The organism is Pediococcus acidilactici (assembly GCF_016127815.1).
GTDB classification, from domain to species: Bacteria; Bacillota; Bacilli; order Lactobacillales; family Lactobacillaceae; genus Pediococcus; species Pediococcus acidilactici.
In genome coordinates this window covers 522,787-546,376 of sequence record NZ_CP066046.1, presented here as the reverse complement: position 1 = coordinate 546,376, position 23,590 = coordinate 522,787, and the positions used below count along the sequence as shown (strand labels likewise).

16 protein-coding genes are annotated in these 23,590 nt (G+C 42.7%); 2 read left to right on the top strand and 14 right to left on the bottom strand.

Annotated elements, in window-relative coordinates:
- Positions 1 to 311: 311 nt before the first annotated feature.
- The 5 genes from I6H64_RS02715 to rnz all read right to left on the bottom strand — a co-directional run bounded on the left by I6H64_RS02715 (position 312) and on the right by rnz (position 11,971).
- Positions 312 to 6,719, bottom strand: a complete 6,408-nt coding sequence (locus I6H64_RS02715) for a mucin-binding protein (protein WP_198458924.1) — start codon at positions 6,717 to 6,719, stop codon at positions 312 to 314.
- Between the two features lie 623 nt (positions 6,720 to 7,342).
- Positions 7,343 to 7,861 (bottom strand): adenine phosphoribosyltransferase, encoded by a 519-nt coding sequence (locus I6H64_RS02710; RefSeq protein ID WP_008841317.1) that lies wholly within the window; start codon positions 7,859 to 7,861, stop codon positions 7,343 to 7,345.
- Positions 7,862 to 10,183: a single-stranded-DNA-specific exonuclease RecJ gene (gene recJ / locus I6H64_RS02705; RefSeq protein WP_036685244.1), complete on the bottom strand. Its 2,322-nt coding sequence runs from the start codon at positions 10,181 to 10,183 to the stop codon at positions 7,862 to 7,864. It lies immediately after the preceding gene.
- A gap of 17 nt (positions 10,184 to 10,200) precedes the next feature.
- Positions 10,201 to 10,986, bottom strand: a complete 786-nt coding sequence (locus tag I6H64_RS02700) for an SDR family NAD(P)-dependent oxidoreductase (protein WP_008841319.1) — start codon at positions 10,984 to 10,986, stop codon at positions 10,201 to 10,203.
- 58 nt (positions 10,987 to 11,044) lie between these two features.
- On the bottom strand, positions 11,045 to 11,971 hold the full coding sequence (gene rnz / locus I6H64_RS02695) for a ribonuclease Z (protein ID WP_002830452.1): 927 nt from the start codon (positions 11,969 to 11,971) through the stop codon (positions 11,045 to 11,047).
- 130 nt (positions 11,972 to 12,101) lie between these two features.
- Here rnz and I6H64_RS02690 point away from each other — a divergent pair, with 130 nt between their 5' ends.
- The gene (locus I6H64_RS02690; RefSeq protein WP_008841320.1) at positions 12,102 to 12,404 is read left to right on the top strand and encodes a hypothetical protein; all 303 of its coding nucleotides are present in this window, start codon (positions 12,102 to 12,104) and stop codon (positions 12,402 to 12,404) included.
- Positions 12,405 to 12,471: 67 nt separating this feature from the next.
- Here the strand turns inward: I6H64_RS02690 and obgE are convergent, their stop codons facing one another.
- From obgE to I6H64_RS02670, 4 genes are all read right to left on the bottom strand, one after another.
- Positions 12,472 to 13,767: a GTPase ObgE gene (obgE, locus tag I6H64_RS02685; protein WP_002831941.1), complete on the bottom strand. Its 1,296-nt coding sequence runs from the start codon at positions 13,765 to 13,767 to the stop codon at positions 12,472 to 12,474.
- A 39-nt stretch (positions 13,768 to 13,806) separates the two neighbouring features.
- Complete coding sequence (gene uvrC, locus I6H64_RS02680; RefSeq protein ID WP_036685248.1) at positions 13,807 to 15,591, bottom strand: excinuclease ABC subunit UvrC; 1,785 nt, start codon at positions 15,589 to 15,591, stop codon at positions 13,807 to 13,809.
- Positions 15,592 to 15,755: 164 nt separating this feature from the next.
- Positions 15,756 to 16,499, bottom strand: coding sequence for an amino acid ABC transporter ATP-binding protein (locus I6H64_RS02675; RefSeq protein ID WP_005917362.1), 744 nt, complete (start codon positions 16,497 to 16,499; stop codon positions 15,756 to 15,758).
- Positions 16,499 to 17,968: an ABC transporter substrate-binding protein/permease gene (locus I6H64_RS02670; protein WP_036685251.1), complete on the bottom strand. Its 1,470-nt coding sequence runs from the start codon at positions 17,966 to 17,968 to the stop codon at positions 16,499 to 16,501. Before I6H64_RS02670 ends, I6H64_RS02675 begins: the two co-directional genes overlap by 1 nt.
- Before the next feature lie 178 nt (positions 17,969 to 18,146).
- Here I6H64_RS02670 and I6H64_RS02665 point away from each other — a divergent pair, with 178 nt between their 5' ends.
- Complete coding sequence (locus I6H64_RS02665) at positions 18,147 to 18,287, top strand: SPJ_0845 family protein (RefSeq protein ID WP_002831946.1); 141 nt, start codon at positions 18,147 to 18,149, stop codon at positions 18,285 to 18,287.
- Between the two features lie 58 nt (positions 18,288 to 18,345).
- Here I6H64_RS02665 and I6H64_RS02660 read toward each other — a convergent pair whose 3' ends face one another.
- From I6H64_RS02660 to tuf, 5 genes are all read right to left on the bottom strand, one after another.
- Complete coding sequence (locus tag I6H64_RS02660) at positions 18,346 to 18,636, bottom strand: nucleoside triphosphate pyrophosphohydrolase family protein (RefSeq protein ID WP_002830457.1); 291 nt, start codon at positions 18,634 to 18,636, stop codon at positions 18,346 to 18,348.
- 2 nt (positions 18,637 to 18,638) lie between these two features.
- Complete coding sequence (yihA, locus tag I6H64_RS02655) at positions 18,639 to 19,226, bottom strand: ribosome biogenesis GTP-binding protein YihA/YsxC (protein WP_002830460.1); 588 nt, start codon at positions 19,224 to 19,226, stop codon at positions 18,639 to 18,641.
- Positions 19,227 to 19,320: 94 nt separating this feature from the next.
- Entirely contained in the window at positions 19,321 to 20,577 is a 1,257-nt protein-coding gene (gene clpX / locus I6H64_RS02650) for an ATP-dependent Clp protease ATP-binding subunit ClpX (RefSeq protein WP_008841324.1), read from the bottom strand.
- Positions 20,578 to 20,796: 219 nt separating this feature from the next.
- Positions 20,797 to 22,113, bottom strand: coding sequence for a trigger factor (gene tig, locus I6H64_RS02645; RefSeq protein WP_008841325.1), 1,317 nt, complete (start codon positions 22,111 to 22,113; stop codon positions 20,797 to 20,799).
- Positions 22,114 to 22,258: 145 nt separating this feature from the next.
- Positions 22,259 to 23,446 (bottom strand): elongation factor Tu, encoded by a 1,188-nt coding sequence (tuf, locus tag I6H64_RS02640; RefSeq protein WP_002830466.1) that lies wholly within the window; start codon positions 23,444 to 23,446, stop codon positions 22,259 to 22,261.
- Positions 23,447 to 23,590 lie beyond the last annotated feature (144 nt).

Genomic DNA, 23,590 nt, shown 5'->3' with positions numbered 1-23,590 from the left:
TCCTTTATAAATGATGACGTTGGGTTGTTAGCAAACATTTTTACTCAAAAAATACTATTCAACTGTTTTTTCTCCAAAAAAGGCGTTAAGTCGTTCTTAAACCAAACCAGAAAGTGCGCCAAAAGGCAGCTCGTTTTTGGATATTAACTAAAAAGACCACTATGCCTGAATTTGGCATAATGGTCTTTTCGGTTTAAACGGCGTGACTAGTTATTCATTTTTAACTCTACGTGTAAGGGACCAGAAAATATCATTAATAAGCGAAGCACTAATTATTTTTGATTCGTAATCAAATTAGATGCGTAAATAAATTACTCTTCGCCATCACGCTTCCGTTTTCTACCCCATCCGAAGAATCCAAACAAAATTGTCAGCAAACTAAGTACCCCAACTTCACTCATAATATTAGAATCTGCTTCGTTAGTTTGTGGTAACCGACCACGTTTCACAAGCGTCGTCCGTTCCTTAGCCGATATCTGGTTATCCTCATTGGTTCTCACCGCGCTGACTGGTTCACCTGGAAATTGATCACTCTTATTATATCCATTCGAAGTGTCTGGAGTAGCCGCTGTCCCGTCAACTTCTCCGCTGTTATCCGCAGGAAGCACTGGATCTTCCGAGCCCTGGTTTTCATTATGATCACCATTTGGAATTTCTGGCTGATTTGGCACTGAATTTCCATTATCACCATTTGGAACTTCTGGGTTAGCTGGAACCTGGTTATTATTGTCATCATCTGGAGTTTCCGGATCGACTGGAACTTGGCTATCGTTGTTATTATCATCCGGAGTTTCTGGATGATCTGGTGTCGGATTATCATGATCATCGTCTGGTGGTGTCACTTGATGATCGTCGTCAGTTACGTGATAAATAACGTTGACAACAAAATCATTTCCAACACTATTCGCATCCATCGCTGGAACTTCTGGCTGATCTGGTTCGTAGCCATCAACCACTGGCGAATCCACTTCAGGGAAGTTTCCATCCGCTACCCAAGGATCATAGGTTATCGTTGTCGTACCATCTTGGTTGAAGTGCACGTGGCCTTTCCGGGTGTAATGCACTGTGACCGTCTTATCCGGGGCAACTTGCTTACCATCTTCATCCACGTAATGGATGGTTTCGGTGACGTCCCTATTCAAATCGTTTACGTCCACTCCCGCTGGATAGTCGGGGCTATCTGGGTCAGATGGATCCACTGGCGTATCCGGTGATGCCGGATTTGATGGATCTATATCATAATTAGAATCGTGGTAAATAACCGTAATTTCAAAATCAGCACTCACGCTGTCCCCGTCAACTTCGGCAACTGTTGACTCATCAGGTACCATGCCATCAACTACCGGCGAATCCACTGCCGGATAATCACCATCCGCTTTCCACGGATCGTAAGTTACTTCTGCCGTACCATCTTGGTTAAAGTGCACGTGGCCTTTCCGGGTGTAATGCACCGTGACCGTCTTATCCGGGGCAACTTGCTTACCGTTCTTATCCACGTAATGAATTGTTTCGGTGACGTCCTTGTTCAAGTCGTTTACGTCTACCCCAGCTGGGTAATCTGGACTGTCTGGGTCAGATGGATCCACTGGTGTATCTGGTTCGTATGGATGATCCGGATCAATATCAATATCCGAAGCATGGTAAATGACCGTCACATCAAAGTCTTTTGTCACATCATTTCCCTTGACGCCTGGAACCGTTGACGTATCTGGAACCATGCCATCAATCACTGGTGAATCCACTGCCGGATAATCACCATCCGCCTTCCACGGATCGTAAGTTACCGTCGCTGTACCATCTTGGTTGAAGTGCACGTGGCCCTTCCGGGTGTAATGCACTGTGACCGTTTGATCTGGAGATACTTGCTTACCATTCTTATCCACGTAATGAATCGTTTCGGTGACGTCCTTGTTTAAGTCATCCACATCCACACCGCTTGGATAATCTGGACTGTCTGGGTCAGATGGATCGACCGGTGTATCTGGAGATACCGGGTTCGATGGGTCGACATCAATATCGGAACCATGGTAAATTACTGTGACTTCAAAATCAGCACTCACACTGTCTCCATCAACTTCTTTAACCGTTGGCAAATCCGGTACCATCCCATCAACTACTGGCGAGTCCACTGCTGGGTAGTCACTGTCAGCTTTCCATGGATCATAAGTTACCGTCGCCGTACCATCTTGGTTAAAGTGCACGTGGCCTTTCCGGGTGTAATGCACTGTGACCGTCTTATCCGGAGCAACTTGCTTACCGTTCTTATCCACATAATGAATCGTTTCGGTAATGTCTTTATTCAAGTCGTCCACATCTACGCCACTTGGATAATCCGGACTATCTGGATCTGATGGATCGACTGGTGTATCTGGTGTGATCGGATGGTCTGGGTCGACATCAATATCGGAACCATGGTAAATTACTGTGACTTCAAAATCAGCACTCACACTGTCTCCGTCAACTTCTTTAACCGTTGGCGTATCCGGTACCATCCCATCAACTACTGGCGAGTCCACTGCTGGGTAGTCACTATCAGCTTCCCATGGATCATAAGTTACCGTCGCCGTACCATCTTGGTTGAAGTGCACGTGGCCTTTCCGGGTGTAATGCACTGTGACCGTCTTATCCGGGGCAACTTGCTTACCATCTTTATCCACGTAGTGGATCGTTTCGGTGACGTCCTTGTTCAAGTCATCCACATCCATACCGCTTGGATAATCTGGACTATCTGGATCTGATGGATCGACTGGTGTATCCGGTGCAATCGGATGATCTGGGTCGACATCCACGTCAGATGGATAGTAAGTTACTTTCACTTCAAAGTCGTCATTCTTACTATTGCCGTCGACTTCCGCAACCGTTGGCTTATCCGGAACCATCCCGTCAATTACCGGTGAGTCTATCGCTGGATAGTTTCCGTCAGCTTTCCATGAGTCATAAGTTACTTCTGCCGTACCATCTTGGCTAAAGTGCACGTGCGCTTTCCGGGTGTAATGGATCGTAACCGTCTTATCAGGTGCTACCTGTTTGCCCTCTTTATCCACGTAGTGGATCGTTTCGGTGACGTCTTTATTTAAGTCGTCCACATCTACGCCACTTGGATAATCTGGGCTATCTGGATTAGACGGATCAACCGGTGTATCTGGAGATATTGGATGATCCGGGTCGACGTCCACGTCAGATGGATAGTAAGTTACCGTTGCCTCAAAATCACCCTTCACGCTGTTTCCATCGACTTCTTTAACCGTTGGTTTATCGGGAACCATCCCATCGATTACTGGCGAGTCTACCGCTGGATAGTTTCCGTCAGCTTCCCATGGATCATAGATTACTTCTGCCGTACCATCTTGGTTAAAGTGGACATGGCCTTTCCGCTTGTAATGCACCGTGATTGTCTGGTCGGGTGCCACTTGTTTACCATCCTTGTCTACGTAATGGATGGTTTCAGTGACGTCTTTATTCAAGTTGTTTACATTCACGCCAGCTGGATAATCTGGACTATCCGGATTTGCTGGATCTACCGGAGTATCTGGCGCAATTGGATGGTCTGGATTGACATCCACGTCAGATGGATAGTAAGTTACTGTTTCTTCAAAATCGTCAGCCTTACTATTACCATCAACTTCCGCAACCGTTGGTTTATCGGGGAACATATCGTCAATTACTGGCGAATCTACCGCTGGGTAATTTTCATCAGCTACCCATGGATCATATGATATTTTAGCCGACCCATCTTGATTGAAGTGAATATGGCCTTTACGGGTGTAATGTACCGTGACGGTTTTATCCGGTGCCACTTGCTTACCGTCCTTATCCACGTAGTGAATCGTTTCGGTAACGTCCTTATTCAAATTATTTGCGTCCATACCACTTGGATAATCTGGACTATTTGGATTATCCGGATCGACCGGTGTATCGGGTGCAATCGGATTGTCTGGGTCGACATCCACGTCAGATGGATAGTAAGTTACTTTCACTTCAAAGTCGTCATCTTTACTATTGCCATCGACTTCCGCAACCGTTGGCTTATCCGGAACCATCCCGTCAATTACCGGTGAATCTACCGCTGGATAGTTTCCGTCAGCTTTCCATGGATCGTAGCTAATCGTTGCCGTACCATCCTGGTTAAAGTGCACATGACCTTTCCGCGTGTAATGCACCATAATCGTCCGATCTGGAGCTACTTGTTTGCCATCCTTGTCTACGTAATGGATAGTCTCCGTAAGATCCTTATTTAAATCGTTAACGTCCATGCCAGCAGGATATTCTGGACTATCTGGATTTACCGGATCAACCGGTGTGCCTGGCACAATTGGATATTCTGGATCGACATCTACGTCACTTGGATAATAAACCACCGTCAAGGTAATGTCTTGATTCGGTTCCCCTGGTTTAGCAACGGTTTGTGCTTCAATGTGCGCGTGATCAGCCACGTAACCATCAACTATGGGGGTGTCGAATTCCACAAATTTATTGCTGGTGTCTGGTTGCCATTCACCTCGTGAAATTACAGAGTTGTTCACTTCATCAATTACCACTTCACGGTGGTATGTTAACGTCGCACTGGTATCCGGGTAAACAGTTTTCCCTTGATTGTCTATGTAATGCACCGTTTCATTGACCGTCCGGTGTTTATGTCTCAAATAAATCGTAAAGTCATTAGCACCATCTTTAGCCGACCAAGTAAAATGAACCGTTTGCCCATCAACGTACCCATTCGGATTATTTTCCGGATCGATTTCATAATGTGCTGGCACATTGATTACAAAATTGCCGTCTTCGTCAGTAGAACCGTTTAGGCTACCCGTACTAACTTTCTTATTATCTTCATCATCCCAATAGGTGACCGAACCCGTTAAAGCATTGGGTGAGTACGTCACCGTCACTTCAATTCCGCCCTTTTCTCTGAGTTCGTCGTCGATGATTGTTTTATCAACCACCCTAATATCGGGTGTATAACCGGAAATTTTAGGAGAATATACTGGGTCAAAATAAGTATTTTCGCCATCAGCAATTTTCCACGGTTCCCAATAAATTTCACCAGTATCCGGATTTTGATGTCCTTTCCGACTGTAATGCCGAGTCTCGGTATGGTCTGGAAGCATCTGGCCGCCATTTTTGTTTACGTAATGGATGGTCTGGGTAACGTCTTGGTCTTCATTGATTGTTTTAAATGGCCTAATTACGTACGTATCTGCCATGCTTGGATTATAAAGATCCATCAATTCGTGTGATGTATATTGTTGCTTACCTAGAGGATTATCTTCTGTTCCCCCGGCGACCGCGACCCACCGGTTAAAAGTATATATAAAAGAGGGCTCACTTAAATGTGCACCGGCAATTTTAGTCTTCTTGCCTAAAACCAGTACTCTCAAGTTAGACATAGCGGTAAGCATTCTATCGTATCTAGTAACATTAGACATATCAATATGTGAAAGATCTAATCTTGAAACTCCACAAGCTTCAAACATATAATTCATGTTAGTTACGTTGGACGTGTTCCAATGCGATAAATCCAAGTTTTTTAAATTTGCGCAACTATCAAACATACTTTCTAAAGTAGTAGCACTTGATACATCCCAATGGGAAACGTCAAGCTCCGTGAGATCGTTACAAAAATCAAACATCCGTTTCATGCTAGCCATATTAGACGTATTCCATTTAGAAACATCAATTTTTTTTAAACGAATACATCCTTCAAACATTGATTCCGCTTTGTTTACATTGGCCGTATTCCAGCCGGAAACGTCGCCAATGCTTTCTAATGAACTATCCTTTGAGAACATATAGCTAAAATTGTTAGCGTTCGATACATCAAAATTTTCAATTTTGTATACATTTTTTAGCTTAGTTAAACCGCCAAATAAATGACCAACTTCTTTGTTAGCCTTAACTTTACCATCAAATGAAATGTTAGTGATGTTGTCCTTATAGTCAAGCCACATCGACCGATTATTGGTTGAATCAAATTCGCCCTCACCAAAATGTAGCATACCATCCGCATCGATATACCAAGCGCTTGTACCAAAGGTTCCGCTAGCGACGTTGCTGCTAACATTTTTAGGTTCTTTCTTCACATCCCTTTTTGGCGATTGTCGATTATCACCAGGCGTCTTGGTTTTTGTGACTGAATTAACTTGTTTTTCATCCTTGCTTAAAGTGTTTTCTGAACTGGTCACTTTATTATTCGAACTAGAATCCGGAGTAGTTACATGCCCCGTCGAATTGGACTTGTTAACCGTGTTATCGGCTGTGGTGGGAGTGTCTGCCTGCTTTTTTGAGCTATCCGATACTTTTGAATTTGGAATGGCTTTCGAATCCGTTTTTGTTTCTGATGTTGCATCTGAATTGACCGCTTTTGTATCCGCTTTCGAATCGCTGTCTAAGTTTGTTTGCGCATCAGCCTCAGTCTGCTTAACCGATTTTGTCGTTACATCACTGCTAGTCACCCGCGAAGGTTGGGTTCCCGTTTGATTTTCGGTTACTTGACTTTTAGTAGTTACTGCCTTCTCCGGACTTTGTACTGCATCACTTGGTCGAGATTTGACTTCCTTGGTAACGGCCGGTGTCAGAGCGGATGATTGAGCCGTTGTGTCTGCAGATGCACTTGGTGCCGTAACATTCAAACCAGCCACTAATCCCACAATAGCTAATCCGCTAAAAACCCAGAATTTGCCATCTTTATACATTTTATAATGTTGCTTGACTTCGTACTTCATTAGCTTAATCCTCCAAAAAATTTCCGCTGTTACTTAATCTCCGCTCTCTAGTTGTAGCTATTTTTTTATAAGTCAGATAAGTACACGCATACTTCTAACCACGAATTTATATTTTAAATTGAAAATTTAAACCCCATTACTTATTGAGAAAATGTATTTTTAAGGTAGACTCTAAAAAAACATCAATTTTTAAGGAAATTATTAAGGATATAGGTACTGTTACGTGAAAAAAATATTTTTGCAGAACGCGATGCTTTTACATAAAAAAGCACTAAAACCAGTACTTCTGAGCTTGTTTTCACCGTGAAATTAATTTATACTCGTTACTTAAAATATGGTAAAATTATTAGGGCGTATACAATAAATAATGTATTTTTAGGGTCTACTTTAAAAAAACACTATTTCGGATAAAAACTATTTTGGCCTCTTTATTCAAGCCCTATACCATCGCATTACTTAGCTGATCGATCTTTACTTATTGCATTTTGCTTACCGTCTTAGCATCTGATATTTTTTAAACACAACAAAGCGCCTACGGATTTTTCTCCGTAGGCGCTTTGTTTTAACATTTATTAAAGCAAATTCAATACTCTTGTAAGCTAAGTTTATTTATTCTAAGTTCTTTAGTACTCCATTAAACTAAGCATGTCGTAATCACGAATCTTTTCGCGTCCATGCAAGTCTTTAAGTTCAATTAAGAAGGCAGTGCCGACTATTACCCCGCCAAGCTGTTCAACTAGCTTGATGGTTGCGGCAATAGTTCCGCCGGTGGCTAGTAAATCATCGGTAATTAAAACCCGTTGCCCTGGTTTGATGGCAGATTTTTCCAAATATAACGACGACTTTCCGTATTCAAGTCCGTAGGAAGCTTTAACCGTTTCAGTTGGCAATTTACCCTTCTTCCGTGCGGGAGCAAAGCCCACCCCCAAGGCGTACGCGACTGGGCAGCCAACAATAAAACCGCGTGCTTCGGGTCCTACAACCATTTCAACCTTTTTTTCTTTAGCAAAGTCAATGATTTGATTAGTAGCTTCTCGGAAAGCTTCTCCGTTTCCCATTAAAGGTGAAATATCCCGAAAAATAACTCCCTTTTCTGGAAAATCCGGAATACTTGCGATGTAATCATGTAAATCCAATGCCATTTAAGACACTCCCTCATTCTCAACGTTTAGTAACTGGGTTAGCATGGTTGCCAATTGATCACCGTTACTATAAAGTAGTTTTTCCTGCGTTTGAATTAAATCCAAACGCTTTTGGTAGATTGGAGCTTCAGATAATTGGTGAGTTTGAACTTCGTCATTTATCAAAAGCTTTCCTTGTTCCATTTTAACAAAATTTAGTTCAAAGAATACTTTTACCATAAAATTAACCTTTTCTTGGTCAATTTTTAATTGTTTTCCTAGCTGTAACAATGCCGCTTTAGTTAATGGTTGCCGTTTGACCGCCGCAAAAACTGTCGCAAATTCAGTACGACTTGGCATCCCACTTGCGTAGTAATCAGTTTGGTGGAAAAAGTAAGTTGTAATTTGAGTTGGTTGCCACTTTTGCAAAGCCTGTCGTAGAACTTTTAAACTAGGCGGACAATCAACCAGTACTACGGCTTGATGGGCCTGAATCGCCGGGGAATCGTAAAGATAAAGCTGACGGCCCAAGTTTTGTTTTTCAATTAAACTTAATAGTTTGGGATTGAAAAAGATGTACTGTTGCTCATCACGGAACAGATTCTTAGCTAAATTAGTGGTTCGCTGATCAACCACCTGCAATCCGTTAATTTTCAAATCCTCGGTCATTAATTGTAGTGTTACATTCCCCCGCCACTCGTTAATGCTCAACGTTCCGGCAAGGTCAATGGTGTTGGATAAGTGACTTAATTTATCCGCGATCTCCCCGCGTTGGAATGCAATGGCTGCTAATTGTTGGCCAGCTTGATTTGCCGTGAATTTTAAGTGAGCTTGGTTTTGACCAATTGCCTTCACATCGGTAACCCGTACGTTGGTAATTGCCAATTTAGGCACCGGATTATCCATTCCAAACGGACCTAATTGCTTAATTTTGGGTACTAAGTCCGTGGAAAGCTCGCTAATTGCAACCGTAGCATCTAAATTCAACTGCGGCCGTTGCCGAAAATCGAGTTGGGCTTGTTCCGCAGCCTTTTCAAGTTGGTCCGCTAAAACTGGCAAATTAGCCTCTTTAACGGTGATCCCAATTGCCATGTGATGACCGCCAAAACCTTCAAAATGCTCACGCGCCGGATTCAAGGCTTCAAAAAGGTTTAAATTGGCCACGCTACGCCCGGAACCTTTATATACGCCATCCTGGTTTTGATCGCTTAACACGATGGTTGGTTTGTTAGTCAGTTCGACTAAGCGGCTCGCAACAATCCCCAGCACTCCCTGATGCCAATCGTGGCCGCTAATTACTAAGGTCTGTAAATCGCGATGGTCTTCATCTTTAGCAATTTCTGCCGCCACCTCATAAATCTCGTTAACTAACCCTTGGCGTTTGGTATTGGTGGCGTTAATGTCCTTAGCAATCGCGGTAGCTTGTTCCTCGTCAAAGGTCGTCAATAATTCCACGGCTTGGCTAGCGTCTCCCAAGCGACCAACGGCATTAATTCGGGGTGCCACGGTAAAGCCGATTGTTTCTTCATCAATCTGGCTAGTTTCAACGCCCGCCACCGCGATTAATTTTTGCAACCCGATTCGGGACGTTTCTGGGATTAGCTGCAATCCTAGCTTAACTAAGAGGCGATTCTCGTCGGTCATCGAAACTAAGTCCGCAATTGTACCGATTGCGTATAAGTCCAAAAACTCTTCGGGAACTTCTTCTAATAGCGCACAAGCCACCTTAAACGCAACTCCCACGCCAGATAAATCTCCAAAGGGATATTCTCCTTCTGGATGTCGGGGATGGACAATTGCGTATGCGTTAGGCAATTGATCGGGCATTTCGTGGTGATCAGTTACCACCACGTCCACACCGTGCTCTTGCGCGTAACTAATGGCTTCGTTGCCCGCAACCCCGTTATCAACCGTCACAATTAGTTGAACCTGCTCATCGTTAATAAAATGCTGGTACTCCGCTAAGTTTGGACCGTATCCATCCTTAAAACGGTTCGGTACAAAATAATTTACGTCCGCACCTAACTGAGCAAGGGTTTCATACATGACGGTCGTACTCGTCACCCCGTCAGCATCGTAGTCTCCATAGACCAAAATCTTTTCGTTGGCTTCAATTGCGGACATGATCCGTTCGACAGCTTTTTGCATGTCGTGCAGTAAAAACGGGTCGTGTACCACACTTTGATCCATTGCCAAAAAATTGGTCATTTCGTCGGCAGTCCGGAAACCCCGGGCAACTAGGATTCTTACAATGATTGGATCCAGCTGGGTTGCTTTAGCTAACCCCGCAATATCCACATCCGGCAGTGAAGGTACCTGCCAATTAAATCGACTATCTTTCATTAAGTAACATACTCCAGTTATTTCCGGTTAATGATTGGACTGTTAACCAGTCCGTCACCTAAACGCGGAAAGATTTGATAAAATACTGCTCCTAAAGCCATTACCTTAGGAACGTTTACTTCGCGCAGATTTTGTTCAATTGCTCTACGAGTTAGCCACGCAACCCGGTCAGAACTAATGACGAAGTTTTGCACGCCTTTAAGATACTTACCGCTTGGATCAGCAATGTTAAAAAAGTTCGTATCCATTGGACCCGGATTAATCGTGTGCACCCGCACGTTCCGCCGTTTTAATTCCAAGCGTAACGCGTTCGAAAAGCCCACTAGTCCAAACTTCGCCGCAGCATAAGTGGTGGTCTTAGCGGTAGCAACTTTTCCAGCAATCGAGGCAACGTTAACGATGTCTGCCGCCTCACCGACGTGGTCAACCATCAGCGGTAGCAACGCCCGCGTTAGCTTAATGGTTCCCGCTAAATCAGTGCTCAACGTTCGGTCAATTTCGGAAAAATCTTGATTCAACAACGTTTTAAAATAACCTAATCCAGCATTATTAACCAACAGGTCCACAGAGCCTAAATGGCTACGAATCCAACGCCCCGTTGCTTCGATTTGCGCTTCTTGGGTTAAATCACAAGATAACGTAAATACTTGCCGGGCGCCACATTTGAAACAGTCCTGCGCGGTTTGCTTCAACCTATCTGAATTTCGCCCTAAAAGGACCAAGTTATCGTAATAAGGGCAGTTCAAAATCGCAATTTGCCGGCCCAAACCACTTCCAGCACCCGTAATTACCGCAGTTTTCATCAAAGATCATCCTCCTTTATTTTTCCTAACTTCCTACCAAATAGGCCACCTCAGGCCTTTACGGAAGTGGAACGTCAATTTCATCAAAATCTTGAACCACTTTAGTATTGGCAAAAATTGTACAAGCATCTTTTTCTAGCTGTTTAGCGAGTTTACCAGTGTAACGAGCTGAAATGTGCGTTAACAATAGTTTTTTTACCCGACACTTTTGAGCAATTCGGGCGGCTTGCATATTGGTCGAATGGTAATATTTCCTTGCCAAACTACCCTCCTGCTTGCCAAACGTACTTTCGTGCACCAAAACGTCGGCGTGATAAGCTAATTTTTCAATATTGGCCGTCTGACGCGTATCACCAAGAATGGTGACTACCCGACCAGGTTGCGGCTTGCCGATGAAATCTTTGCCATCAATTACTTTTCCGTCCGGTAAAGTAACCTGTTTACCCTGCTTAATTTCCCCGTAAATCGGTCCAGCAGGAATTGCCATTTCCTTTAGCTTATCCACCAATAGTTCTCCGGGATGGTCCTTTTCGCGAACCCGGAATCCGTAGCTTTTAATCCGGTGATCTAGTTCAGCAACTTCTACAACGTAGTTCGCATCTTCAAAGAGCTTGCCACCCTTCGTAATTTCGACAAACCGGATGCGATAAGCCAGTTTAGTTTCCGAAATCCGTAGCGCCGTCATCACAAAATCCTTAATCCCCGCTGGCCCATAAATGGTTAATTCAGAATCGCCACCTTGATTTGAGCGACTACTCAAAAAACCAGGCAATCCAAAAATATGGTCTCCATGCAAATGGCTAATAAAAATTTTGTCAATCTTTCGCGGACGGATATTAGTTTTTAAAATTTGGTGTTGGGTTGCTTCCCCACAGTCAAATAGCCAAACTTCGTTACTTTCATCTAATAATTTCAATGCCACACTCGTGACGTTTCTAAAACGACCGGGGCTTCCCGCTCCCGTTCCTAAAAATTCAAGTTGCATACTTTCACCTATACACTGCCTTAACATCCATTTTTTACTTAATTTAATTGTATCACTAGCATCCATTTTTCTTTTAAGCTATTCTTATTTTAGCAGAACCGCTTAAAGAATATTGAGGAGGGTTTCACTAATGAATTTAAGTAACTTTATCAAATCCACCGTGGAACTTCATTCCAACCTGATTCTCAAGGGCGAACAACAAAAGGTTGTTTCCATAATCACCAAGCTAACCCTCACCAATGACGGTCAAACCATTTTACTGCACGTGGCTAACCGACCGTCAAGTCATTCCGGCTTAACCTTAGGCCAATTACGCGCCCAAACCCGGTTGGCTCAGCCTCAAGCCAAGCTTTGGCTGGTAAATCCCACAAGCGGACTAACCAGTCCCCTCTTTGGCTATTACCTGCGTAAACAATTTTTAATTCTCAAGTGAAAAATCAGTGATTAACCCCGCACAAATGTTTTGTTAATTTGTGATGGTATTCAATCACTGATTTTTGCTATTCTACAAATTCAAATACAAAGTCTAAAATCTGTACGCTGTCCCCATTTCGAGCACCTAAGCGCCGTAGTTCATCATCGATTCCCATACCTCGCATTTGCCGTGCAAAGCGCAACAAACTTTCGTCATGGGTGGTATCCGTCATCTTAAAGAGCTTTTCAATTTTAGCTCCCTTAATTACCCAGACACCGTCTTCGTTGTCGATTTCAAAGTCCTTGTCCGCGTTAAATTCGTAGGTCTTATCGGTCGAATCGGCTGAATTATCCTTAACTACCGTTGGCTGAGGCGTCGATTCTAAGACATCAGCTGTCCGAGAAATCAGCTTGCTAAGGCCTTCATGCGTAATCGAAGAAATTGGGAAGATCTCAAAATCACGGTAACGTTCATCGGCCCGAACCTTTTTCTCGAATTCAGCTAATTGCTCGTCCGCACCCGGCAAATCCATCTTGGTTGGCACAATAATTTGCCGCCGCTTAATTAAATCGGGGTTGTATTTTTCTAACTCCGCGTTAATCTGTTCAAAATTAGTAAACGGATCTGCTTCGGTAAGCCCACTCATATCTACCAGGTGAAGCAACACCCGAGTTCGTTCTACGTGTCGTAGGAATTCAAACCCGAGCCCCACGCCCTGAGAAGCTCCTTCAATTAGTCCTGGAATATCAGCAATAACAAAGTCACGTCCGTCATCTAACTGAACCATCCCTAAGTTAGGTACTAAGGTAGTAAAGTGGTATTCAGCGATCTTAGGTTTTGCACTAGTAACTACTGATAACAGCGTTGATTTGCCCACTGATGGGAAGCCAAGCAGTCCAACGTCTGCCAAAACTTTCAATTCTAACTGCAATTCCAGTTCTTCGCCCGGTTCACCATTTTCGGCAATTTCTGGTGCCGGATTCCGTGGGTTAGCAAAATGCATATTACCCCGGCCACCCCGGCCACCTTTGGCAACTACTAGTTCTTGACCATTTTCTGTTAAATCCCCGATTACTCGGCCAGTAGTTAAATCCCGAACGATTGTCCCACCCGGAACCATAATTACTAAATCTTCAGCACTCCGTCCGGTCATTTGCTTATTCATCCCGTTTTTCCCGGATTCGGCCTTAAACTTGTGACGGTAACGGAAATCCATTAAGGTGCGCAAACCCGGATCAACCTTTAAGATTACGTCTCCGCCGCGACCCCCATCGCCACCGGCAGGTCCACCATTAGGAACGTACTTTTCACGCCGAAAGGCAACGATTCCGTTTCCCCCGTTACCGGCCTTAATATTTATTTTAACTTGATCTACAAACATGTTTTTCTCCTAATCTTTTTTAACTGCGTTAACCGTTAGTCACCGCTTCACCGCACTTAGCGAAATTTTAATCGTTTTAGCAACCTTCGCAGAGATTCCCAATGCTTCGATTTCTTCAATTTTAGCGTCCCGAATCTTATTCAGTGACCCAAATTCCCGTAAAAGCTTGTTACGTGTTTTTGGTCCAACCCCGTTAATCGAATCTAGTTGCGATGATAACGAGTTTTTGGCGTGCATTTGCCGGTGGAAAGTAATCGCAAACCGGTGCACTTCGTCTTGAATCCGTTGGACTAGGTAAAATCCCTGACTCTTAGGATCAAGCTGTACCCGCTGGTCTTGATCACCAAAGATTAAATCTGCGGTTTTATGCTTATCATTCTTTACCATTCCAGCAACCGGAATGTGCAAACTAAGCTCATTCACCAACACATCGCGCGCGGCATTTAACTGTACATCTCCGCCATCCATTAAAATCAAATCAGGCAGCGATTGGTGTTCCTTTAATAGTCTAACATACCGACGCCGAATTACCTCCCGGGTACTGGCAGCTTCATCCGCGTGATCAACAGTATTCAGCTTAAACTTGCGATACATCTTCTTGTCGGGTTTGCCGTCGGTAAAGACCACCATCGCCGAAACTAAATCGGCTCCTTGAATATGTGAATGGTCAAAAGCCTCGATCCGGTGACCCTCGGGGATTCCCAGGGCATCGGTAATTTCCTTCATGGCTCCCACGGTTTTGCTTTCGTCAAGCTCTAACAAACGGAACTTTTCTTCTAACGTAATTTGGGCATTCTCGCGAGCCAAATTCATTAAGTCCCGCTTTTCCCCTCGTTTAGGCGTGCGGACCGGCACTCCTAAAATTTCGCTAATAATTTGATTGTCCAATCCTTCTGGTACCAAAATTTCATTAGGCAACACTTTATTTTTATTATTGTAAAATTGCAAAATGAACGAAGAAAATTCGTCAGCCACATCCGAAGCAATTGGAAACAACCGTTTCTCGCGCTTCATCAACCGGGATTGACGGATGAAGAAAATCTGAATGGATAACCATCCCTTATCCAAATAAAAGTTGAACAGGTCCCGGGGGGTGCGGTCGTTAGAAATGATCCGCTGCTTTTCAACGGTAACTTCAATGTAGTGAATCTGATCCCTAATTTCAGCAGCCCGTTCGAATTCCATTGTCTCAGAAGCTTGTTGCATTTTTGCCTGCAACGACTTTTTAACCTTAGCAACGTTTCCTCGCAAAAAGGACTTAATTTTAGCAATCTGTTGGTCATATTCTTCTTTAGGAACCTCTTTAAAGCAGGCCCCCAGGCATTGCCCCATGTGGTAATACAGACAGGGCCGTCCTTGATATCCATTACAACGCCGTAAGGGATAAACCTTTTCTAAAAAATGAAGCGTTTCTTCAGCTGCGTAAATATTCGGGTACGGTCCAAAGTAGTATCCCCCATCACGCCGGACGTTAGAAACAATTTGCATCCGCGGATCCTTTTCATTTGTAATTTTAATGTAAGGATATCCGGTTCCCTTTTTCAACTTGATGTTGTAATAGGGCTGGTACTTCTTGATTAACGTAATTTCTAGTAAAAATGCTTCCTTATCACTGGCGGTGACGATGTAGTCGAAATCAGCAATTTCACTTACTAATTTAGCCGTTTTACCTTCATGACTGCTTTTAAAGTACGAGCGCACCCGGTTTTTTAGATTCTTCGCCTTACCGACGTAAATAATTTGACTATTCAAATTTTTCATCTGGTAACAGCCGGGTTTGTCCGGTAACAAAGCCAATTTATGCTCAATATGCTCTGACGCCAAATCACTGCCTCCTAGTTTACATAATTACTCGTAACTCATAACATTATACTCTGATTTAACCATAATTATCAATCAAAAGGAACCATTCCCATTACATAGTAAAACCCCCGCCGTTAATCGCAAAAATCACTTTGGGGGTTTAAAAATTAGTCGGGCCAATTAGTTTATTGCAAGTTAATTTTCGAGAGAAAATCCTGGGCCCGGCTAGTTTGTGGCTGAGCAAAAAAGCTATCGGGAGTTCCCTTTTCTTGAATATTAGCTGCATCCATAAACCAAATCTGGTCCGAGACCGATTTAGCAAATTGCATTTCGTGAGTAACCACTACCATTGTCATACCGGATTGGGCTAAATCCCGCATAACTGTTAAAACTTCGCCAACCATTTCCGGATCTAACGCCGAAGTGGGTTCATCGAATAACATTACAGCCGGTTCCATCGCTAACGCGCGAGCGATGGCAACCCGTTGCTTTTGTCCGCCTGACAGATTTCCCGGGTACGCATCCGCTTTATCTGCCAAGCCCACCTTTTCTAGCAGTTTTTGAGCCTGGCCCCGGGCTTCTTCTTCAGGAATTTCCTTTACCCGTCGTGGTGCTAATGTAATGTTTTCCAACACCGTAAGGTTAGGAAATAAATTAAAGTTTTGAAAAACCATGCCCACCTTTTGCCGCACTTCTTCAATTTCACGTAAGCTTTTTTCTACTAGGTTCTGTCCTTCAAAAACCACCGCGCCCGCAGTCGGCCTTTCTAACAAGGTTAAACAACGCAAGAAAGTGCTTTTCCCAGCTCCCGAAGGACCAATCACACTAATCACCTCACCTTCCTTCACCTCCGCCGAAACGTCTTTTAAAATCACGTTCTGCGCAAACGATTTAGTTAAGTTTTCAATCTTAAAAATAGTTTTCGTCATTAGTTAAACTTCCCTTCGTAAAATTTTAATAACCGCGATAGCGAGAAAGTTAAAACGAAGTAAAGGACCATCGCTACTAAAATTGGTGCAACGCCTCGATAAGTATCCGATTGGACAATTTTTAGCTGGTAAATTAGGTCCGTCACCCCAATAATGGAAACAATCGAGCTTTCCTTGATTAGGGAAATAAATTCATTGCCAAGCGCTGGCCAAATATTTTTTAAGGCCTGTGGTAAAACTACGAAACGCAACCGGTCTTGATAATTTAGTCCTAAACTTTGGGCAGCTTCGACCTGTCCTTCATCAACCGAATTAATTCCTCCCCGAATCACTTCGGCAACGTAAGCCGCGCTATTTAAGGAAACTGCGATCATCCCAGCAGTCAGCGCCGGTAAATTCACTACAATTCCCAGACCAAAGTAAACCAACATCAGTTGCACCATTAGCGGAGTTCCCCGAACAAATTCTACATAAGCCAGCGCAATTGCCCGCAGGCTAGTGTGTCGACTTAAGCGCATTAAGGCTAGCAGCGCTCCGATTATTGAACCAAAACAAACGCCCACTAACGAAATTAAGATCGTGTATCCCACTCCAAGTGCAAAGTACTTCCAATAATGGATCATGGAGGTGTCTACAGTATTGCCTTTTAAATAAGTTCCCGCCGTTTTTAAGTATTCTGGTAACCGTTTTTGTTTTTTTATCCGCGCAATGGTCTGGTTAATTTTAGCTTTTAAAACTGGAGAGTCCTTAGGTAAGGCTACTGATGTGCTAGTTTCGTCATCATTCAATTTAAAATGGGCGTTGAGAATCTTTAATCCCCGGTTATTCGCGGCGTAGGCCTCCGCGGTGGGCTTTTCCATTACGATTCCATCGACCTTATTAGTTTGCAAGGCCAAAATCAAATCAGTTCCCTTTTCAATTCCCCTTACCGAAGCCCCCTTAATTTGCTTTTTGGCGAGGTTATATTGGATTGACCCCGTTTGGGCAGCCACCTTCCGTTGATGAAACGAGTTTTTATCCTTAAATAAATGCCCGTCCTTTTGATTGATAATAATACTTTGACCGCCTTGATAATAAACGTTAGAAAAATCAACCGATTTCCGCCGAGCTGCACTAGGATTCATTCCCGAAAGAACCATATCAACCTTGCCAGTTTGTAATCCTACTAGTAAGGAATCAAAATCCATGTTTTTAATTTTTAGTTTTACTCCTAGATCGTGGGCAATATCTTTAGCAACGCTGATATCCATTCCCACGTCCTTACTTTTTCCATTACTAGAAGTTTGAAACTCATAAGGCGCGTAATCTGGGCTCGTTCCCAAAACGATATATCCCCGCTCTCTAATTCGTTGATAAGTGGGGTCTTTCGTCGTAGCGTGCACCGTGTCCGCTATGACAACTCCCGTACTAACCAAACATAATGAAAATATAATGAATAACCAATTAAAAAATGTCTTCTCTTTTCTCATCGCAATCTCCTTATTCATGTAATGTTTATTAATATACACTATGAATACTCATTTAGGAAGACCGTTTGCGTTATTTTGAATTATTATTCATAATAATCTGAATATTAGTTATGGAAATGTATATTTCTGACAATTACTAATATTTTTGGTATGATATGCGCAAGGGAGTGATTATCAAATGGGATTAACCGTAAAAAGAACGACCGATTTAGAAAAAATGCTGGGGCAATTTACTAATCCGGCAACCACCGCTGAGGAAAAAAAGAAGAAAGATAAATTTTTAGCTAAAGATAAAGACAAAAAAGGACAAAAAAAATAACCATCGTTACCAACTTGCTTCATTTCACGAGGCCATTGGTACGATGGTTTTTTATTTTTTATTTAAAGCTGTGCGGGTACCGTTTTGCTAAGTCTTTAATGTTTTTTTGGGCAACCTCTTCAAAAGGAATGTCTGCCCACTGTGCGACTTGGGATAAATACCAAAGTACGTCGCCCATTTCCTTGGTTAACTGTTCCTTATCTAAATCAGCGCCCCGGAAAGTATAGTTTTTAACTAAATTAACTACCTGGCCGCTTTCACCCGCTAGCCCCAAAGCACAATTCGTTAATACTTGTTCATTGCCTAAAAGGGTTTTATTAGCTTTCTTTTGATACTCGTTAAATTCCATTTCTAATCACCCATCCTATCTTCAATCCATTGCCAAATTGCGTCCTTGCCAAACTTAGTTTGCGCAGAAAACATTTGAAACGCGTCTTGCTGATCAAAATTAAGGACTTTTTTTATCCGGCTTTCATGCTGGTTCCATTTTCCGCGGGCAATTTTATCACTCTTAGTAGCAACCACTAATACCGGAATATCATAGTAGCGTAAGTATTGATACATGGAAATATCATCATCAGTTGGATCATGCCGAGCATCCACCAGTGAAATTACTCCCTTAAGTTCCTTGCGAGAAGTCAAATATTTTTCAATCATCCGACCCCATTTTTCCCGTTCCTTTTGGGATACTTTTGCATATCCGTATCCGGGTACGTCAACAAAAAAGAGTTGATCTTCGACCCGGTAGAAATTTAGTGTCTGTGTCTTTCCTGGTTGTGAAGACGTCCGCGCGTACGACTTCCGGTTGATCAACGTGTTGGTCAACGAAGATTTTCCCACGTTAGAACGCCCTACCAAGGCAATTTCGGGGTAGCCTTGTTCGGGATACTGTTCAGGCTTTACAGCACTAATTTGTAACTCTACATTATGGACTTCCATTAAATTCCCACCTTCCAATTCCGCCTTTAATCATAACACGGATTCAAAAAAAAGAACCAGGCTTAAGTAATTCACCTAGTTCCAATTTTTGAAATTACGATGCTTGTTCGTTGGTTAGTTCCACTTCTGGTTCTACGCCGTCAACCACCGTTTTCTTGTTAACCGTAACTTTAGCAACGTTATCTCGGGACGGAATTTCAAACATGATGTCCCGCATCACGTTTTCAATAATCGACCGCAGTCCCCGCGCCCCCGTATTTCGGCTGATTGCTTGTTCAGCAATCGCGTGCAAGGCTTGTGGGGTAAACTTCAATTCAACCCCATCAAGGGCAAGCAAGGCTTTATATTGCTTAACTAAGGCGTTCTTAGGCTCGGTTAAAATCCGGACTAAGTCTTCTTCAGTTAATTTTTCTAAAGCAGTTAAAATTGGTAAACGACCGATAAATTCGGGAATCAAACCAAATTTTAACAAGTCTTCAGGGATTACTTGTTGCATCAAGCTCTTACTTTCATCTAACGAAGTGCTTGCATTCGTTCCAAACCCAATCGTCTTATCGCCTAAGCGATTCTTTACGATTGTTTCAATTCCGTCAAACGCACCCCCGACAATGAATAAGATGTTGGTAGTGTTAATTTGAATGAATTCTTGTTGAGGATGTTTCCGTCCACCCTGAGGAGGAACGTTAGCAATCGTGCCTTCCAAAATCTTTAGTAAAGCTTGTTGGACACCTTCACCCGAAACATCCCGGGTAATTGAAACATTTTCGCTCTTCTTAGCGATTTTATCAATTTCATCGATGTAGATAATCCCGTGTTCGGCTGCTTCAACGTCATAATCGGCATTTTGCAAAAGCTTGAGCAAGATGTTCTCAACATCTTCTCCCACGTACCCTGCTTCGGTTAAGGTAGTCGCATCCGCGATTGCAAACGGCACGTTCAAGATTTTAGCCAAACTTTGAGCCAAGAAAGTTTTTCCGGAACCAGTTGGTCCAATTAAACTGATATTACTTTTTTGTAATTCAGGACCATCATCCTTAGCATCCGCCTGGGCCATTTTGTTAATCCGTTTGTAGTGGTTATATACCGCTACGGATAACGTCTTTTTAGCCTCTTCTTGACCAATTACGTATTGGTCGAGGTAATCAACAATTTCCGCAGGAGTCGGGATGTTAGTGATTTCAGTGGGTTTCTTTTCCGAAGCAAGTTCTTCGTCAATGATTTCTTTACATAGGTCAACACATTCATTACAGATATATACATCTGGACCAGCAATAATCTTTTTTACTTGATCTTGCGTTTTACCACAAAAAGAGCAAACAATTTGGTCAGATGTCTGTTGATCATCATACAATCCTGTCACCTCTCAAATATTTATACAACCATCATAGCAGAATCGCTAAGGATACGCCAATTTAAACGTTTTGCTAGCTGATGGCGCATTTATCCTAAATAAGTAGAAAGAGGCTGGAAAATTACCTTTTCCAACCTCTCTAGTACCACCGTTAACTCTTTAAATTACCGGCGGACAATTCGTAGCCAACTTGGTTACTTCCTACTTTAAAAAATTCGATTATTTCTTAGCACTCTTCTTAGCTTTTGACTTAGGTTCTTCAATTGCAGAATCCTTAATCAAGTCAACAGCTTGCTTAATTGCTACATCATGTTTAACCATGTCAGCAGTCAATGCAGAGCGAACTGCTTTTTCTTCCATGTTGTATTGTTCAGCTAAGCTCTTGTATTCAGCATCCAATTCTTCGTCAGAAGGATCGATCTTTTCAGCTTCAACGATTGCTTCAAGAACTAAGGTTGTCTTAACCCGGTTTTCAGCACCTTCACTAAGTTGTTGGCGAAGTTGGTCTTCTGATGAACCAGTTAATTGGAAGTACATGTCTGGGCTAATACCTTGTTGTTGCATGTTTGCAAGATATTGGTTAACTTGACGGTCAACGTCTTCACGAAGCATTGCTTCAGGAATTTCTTTGATTTCAGCATTGTCAACGGCTGCTTGGATTGCTTCGCTTTCCTTAGCTTCGTCAGCTGCTTGAATCTTACGTTCCTTGATTTGGTCCTTAGTTTTAGCCTTCAATTCTTCAAGTGAATCTACGTCTTCATCAACGTCCTTAGCGAATTCATCGTCAAGTTCGGGAAGTTCCTTAGTCTTGATTTCGTGAATCTTAACCTTGAATAGCGCTTCCTTACCTTGAAGTTCTTCAGCTTGGTAATCTTCTGGGAAGGTTACCTTAACGTCAACGTCGTCATCCGTGTTGTGACCAATTAATTGATCTTCAAAACCTGGGATAAAGGAGTTTGAACCAAGTTCTAAGTCGTAGTTAGTGGCCTTACCGCCATCAAAAGGTACGCCGTCAATTGAACCATCAAAGTCGATAGTCACTGTGTCGCCCTTTTCAGCTGGTTTGCCTTCTTTTAAGACTAATTCAGCTTGTTGTTCACGTTTCTTTTCAATTTCTTCGTCAACTTCTTTTGAAGTTACGCGAGTGCTTTGCTTGATTACCTTAACACCCTTGTATTCACCAAGCTTAACTTCTGGCTTAACGGTAACAATTGCGCTCAATACCCAAGGTTCGCCCTTTTCAAGCTTTTCAACGTCAACTTGTGGTTGGTAAACTGGTTCAATACCAGCTTCCTTAATTGCTGCTGAATAAGCATCTGGCAATACGATGTTTAAAGCATCTTGGTATAAAGCTTCTTCACCATAAAGTTTATTAAAAATTTGGCGTGGTACATGTCCCTTACGGAATCCTGGAACATTTAAACTCTTCTTAGTACGTTGAAATGCTTTGTCAACGCCTTCTTTAATCATATCAGTACCAACTTCGAAAGTTAATTTACCTTCGTTAGTACCTGTTTTTTCCCACTTTGCAGTCATTGTGTTCCCTCCGACAAATGATTTATTTCATTACAATTCTGGATTGCATACGCTTATAATCTTAACGTATATAATTCAAAAAGTAAATATGAATATAACAAAAAAACCCGCAAATAGCGGGTTTTTCGCGGGACTAATGTAAATATTAGTCGTCGATTTCTGATACAACACCGGCACCAACAGTGTGTCCACCTTCACGAACAGTGAACTTAGTACCTTTTTCAATAGCAACTGGTTCGATAAGTTCTACAGTAAATGTAACGTTATCACCAGGCATAACCATTTCAACGTTGTCAGGCAATTCGATAACACCTGTTACGTCAGTTGTATGGAAGTAGAATTGTGGGCGGTAGTTTGAGAAGAATGGAGTATGACGTCCACCTTCTTCTTTTGATAGAACATAAACTTCACCCTTGAACTTCTTGTGAGTTTGGATTGAGCCAGGAGCAGCCAATACTTGACCACGAACAACTTCGTCACGGTTGATACCACGTAGAAGTGCACCAACGTTATCGCCGGCTTCACCAACGTCAAGAGTCTTACGGAACATTTCAAGACCAGTAATTGTAGTCTTCTTAACGTCATCCTTAAGACCGATGATTTCTACTTCGTCACCAACTTTAACTTCACCACGGTCGATACGACCTGAAGCAACTGTACCACGACCAGTAATCGTAAATACGTCTTCAACAGGCATCAAGAATGGCTTGTCAGTTGAACGTTCTGGTGTTGGAATGTATTCATCAATTGTGTCCATAAGTTCCATGATAACTTTTTCTTGTTCTGGGTCGCCTTCAAGAGCCTTCAAAGCTGAACCGCGGAGAACAGGAACATCGTCACCAGGGAAATCATATTCAGATAGAAGTTCACGAACTTCCATTTCAACAAGGTCAACCAATTCGTCGTCATCAACAAGGTCAGTCTTGTTCAAGAATACAACGATGTAGTCAACACCAACTTGGTGAGCAAGAAGAATGTGTTCACGAGTTTGTGGCATAGGACCATCAGTTGCAGCAACAACCAAGATAGCACCATCCATTTGAGCAGCACCAGTGATCATGTTCTTAACGTAGTCAGCATGTCCTGGGGCGTCAATATGAGCGTAGTGACGCTTTTCTGTTTCGTATTCAACGTGAGCTGTGTTGATTGTAATCCCACGTTCCTTTTCTTCAGGAGCAGCATCAATATCAGCGTAATCTGAAGCTTGAGCTAATCCCTTTTCTGACAACACTTTTGTAATAGCAGCTGTCAAAGTAGTCTTCCCATGGTCAACGTGGCCAATTGTACCAATATTTACATGGGGTTTTGTTCTTTCGTAATGTTCTTTTGCCATTAATACGAACCTCCTGTATGTCGTAAGAATCACTCAGCATTCAAATGAATAACTGGATCCTTTAAAAAATATTATACTACATCCTCCACGAAAGGCAAAGCACCCTCAGAGAATCCTCTAGTATTGTATAATAATCGCCTTTAT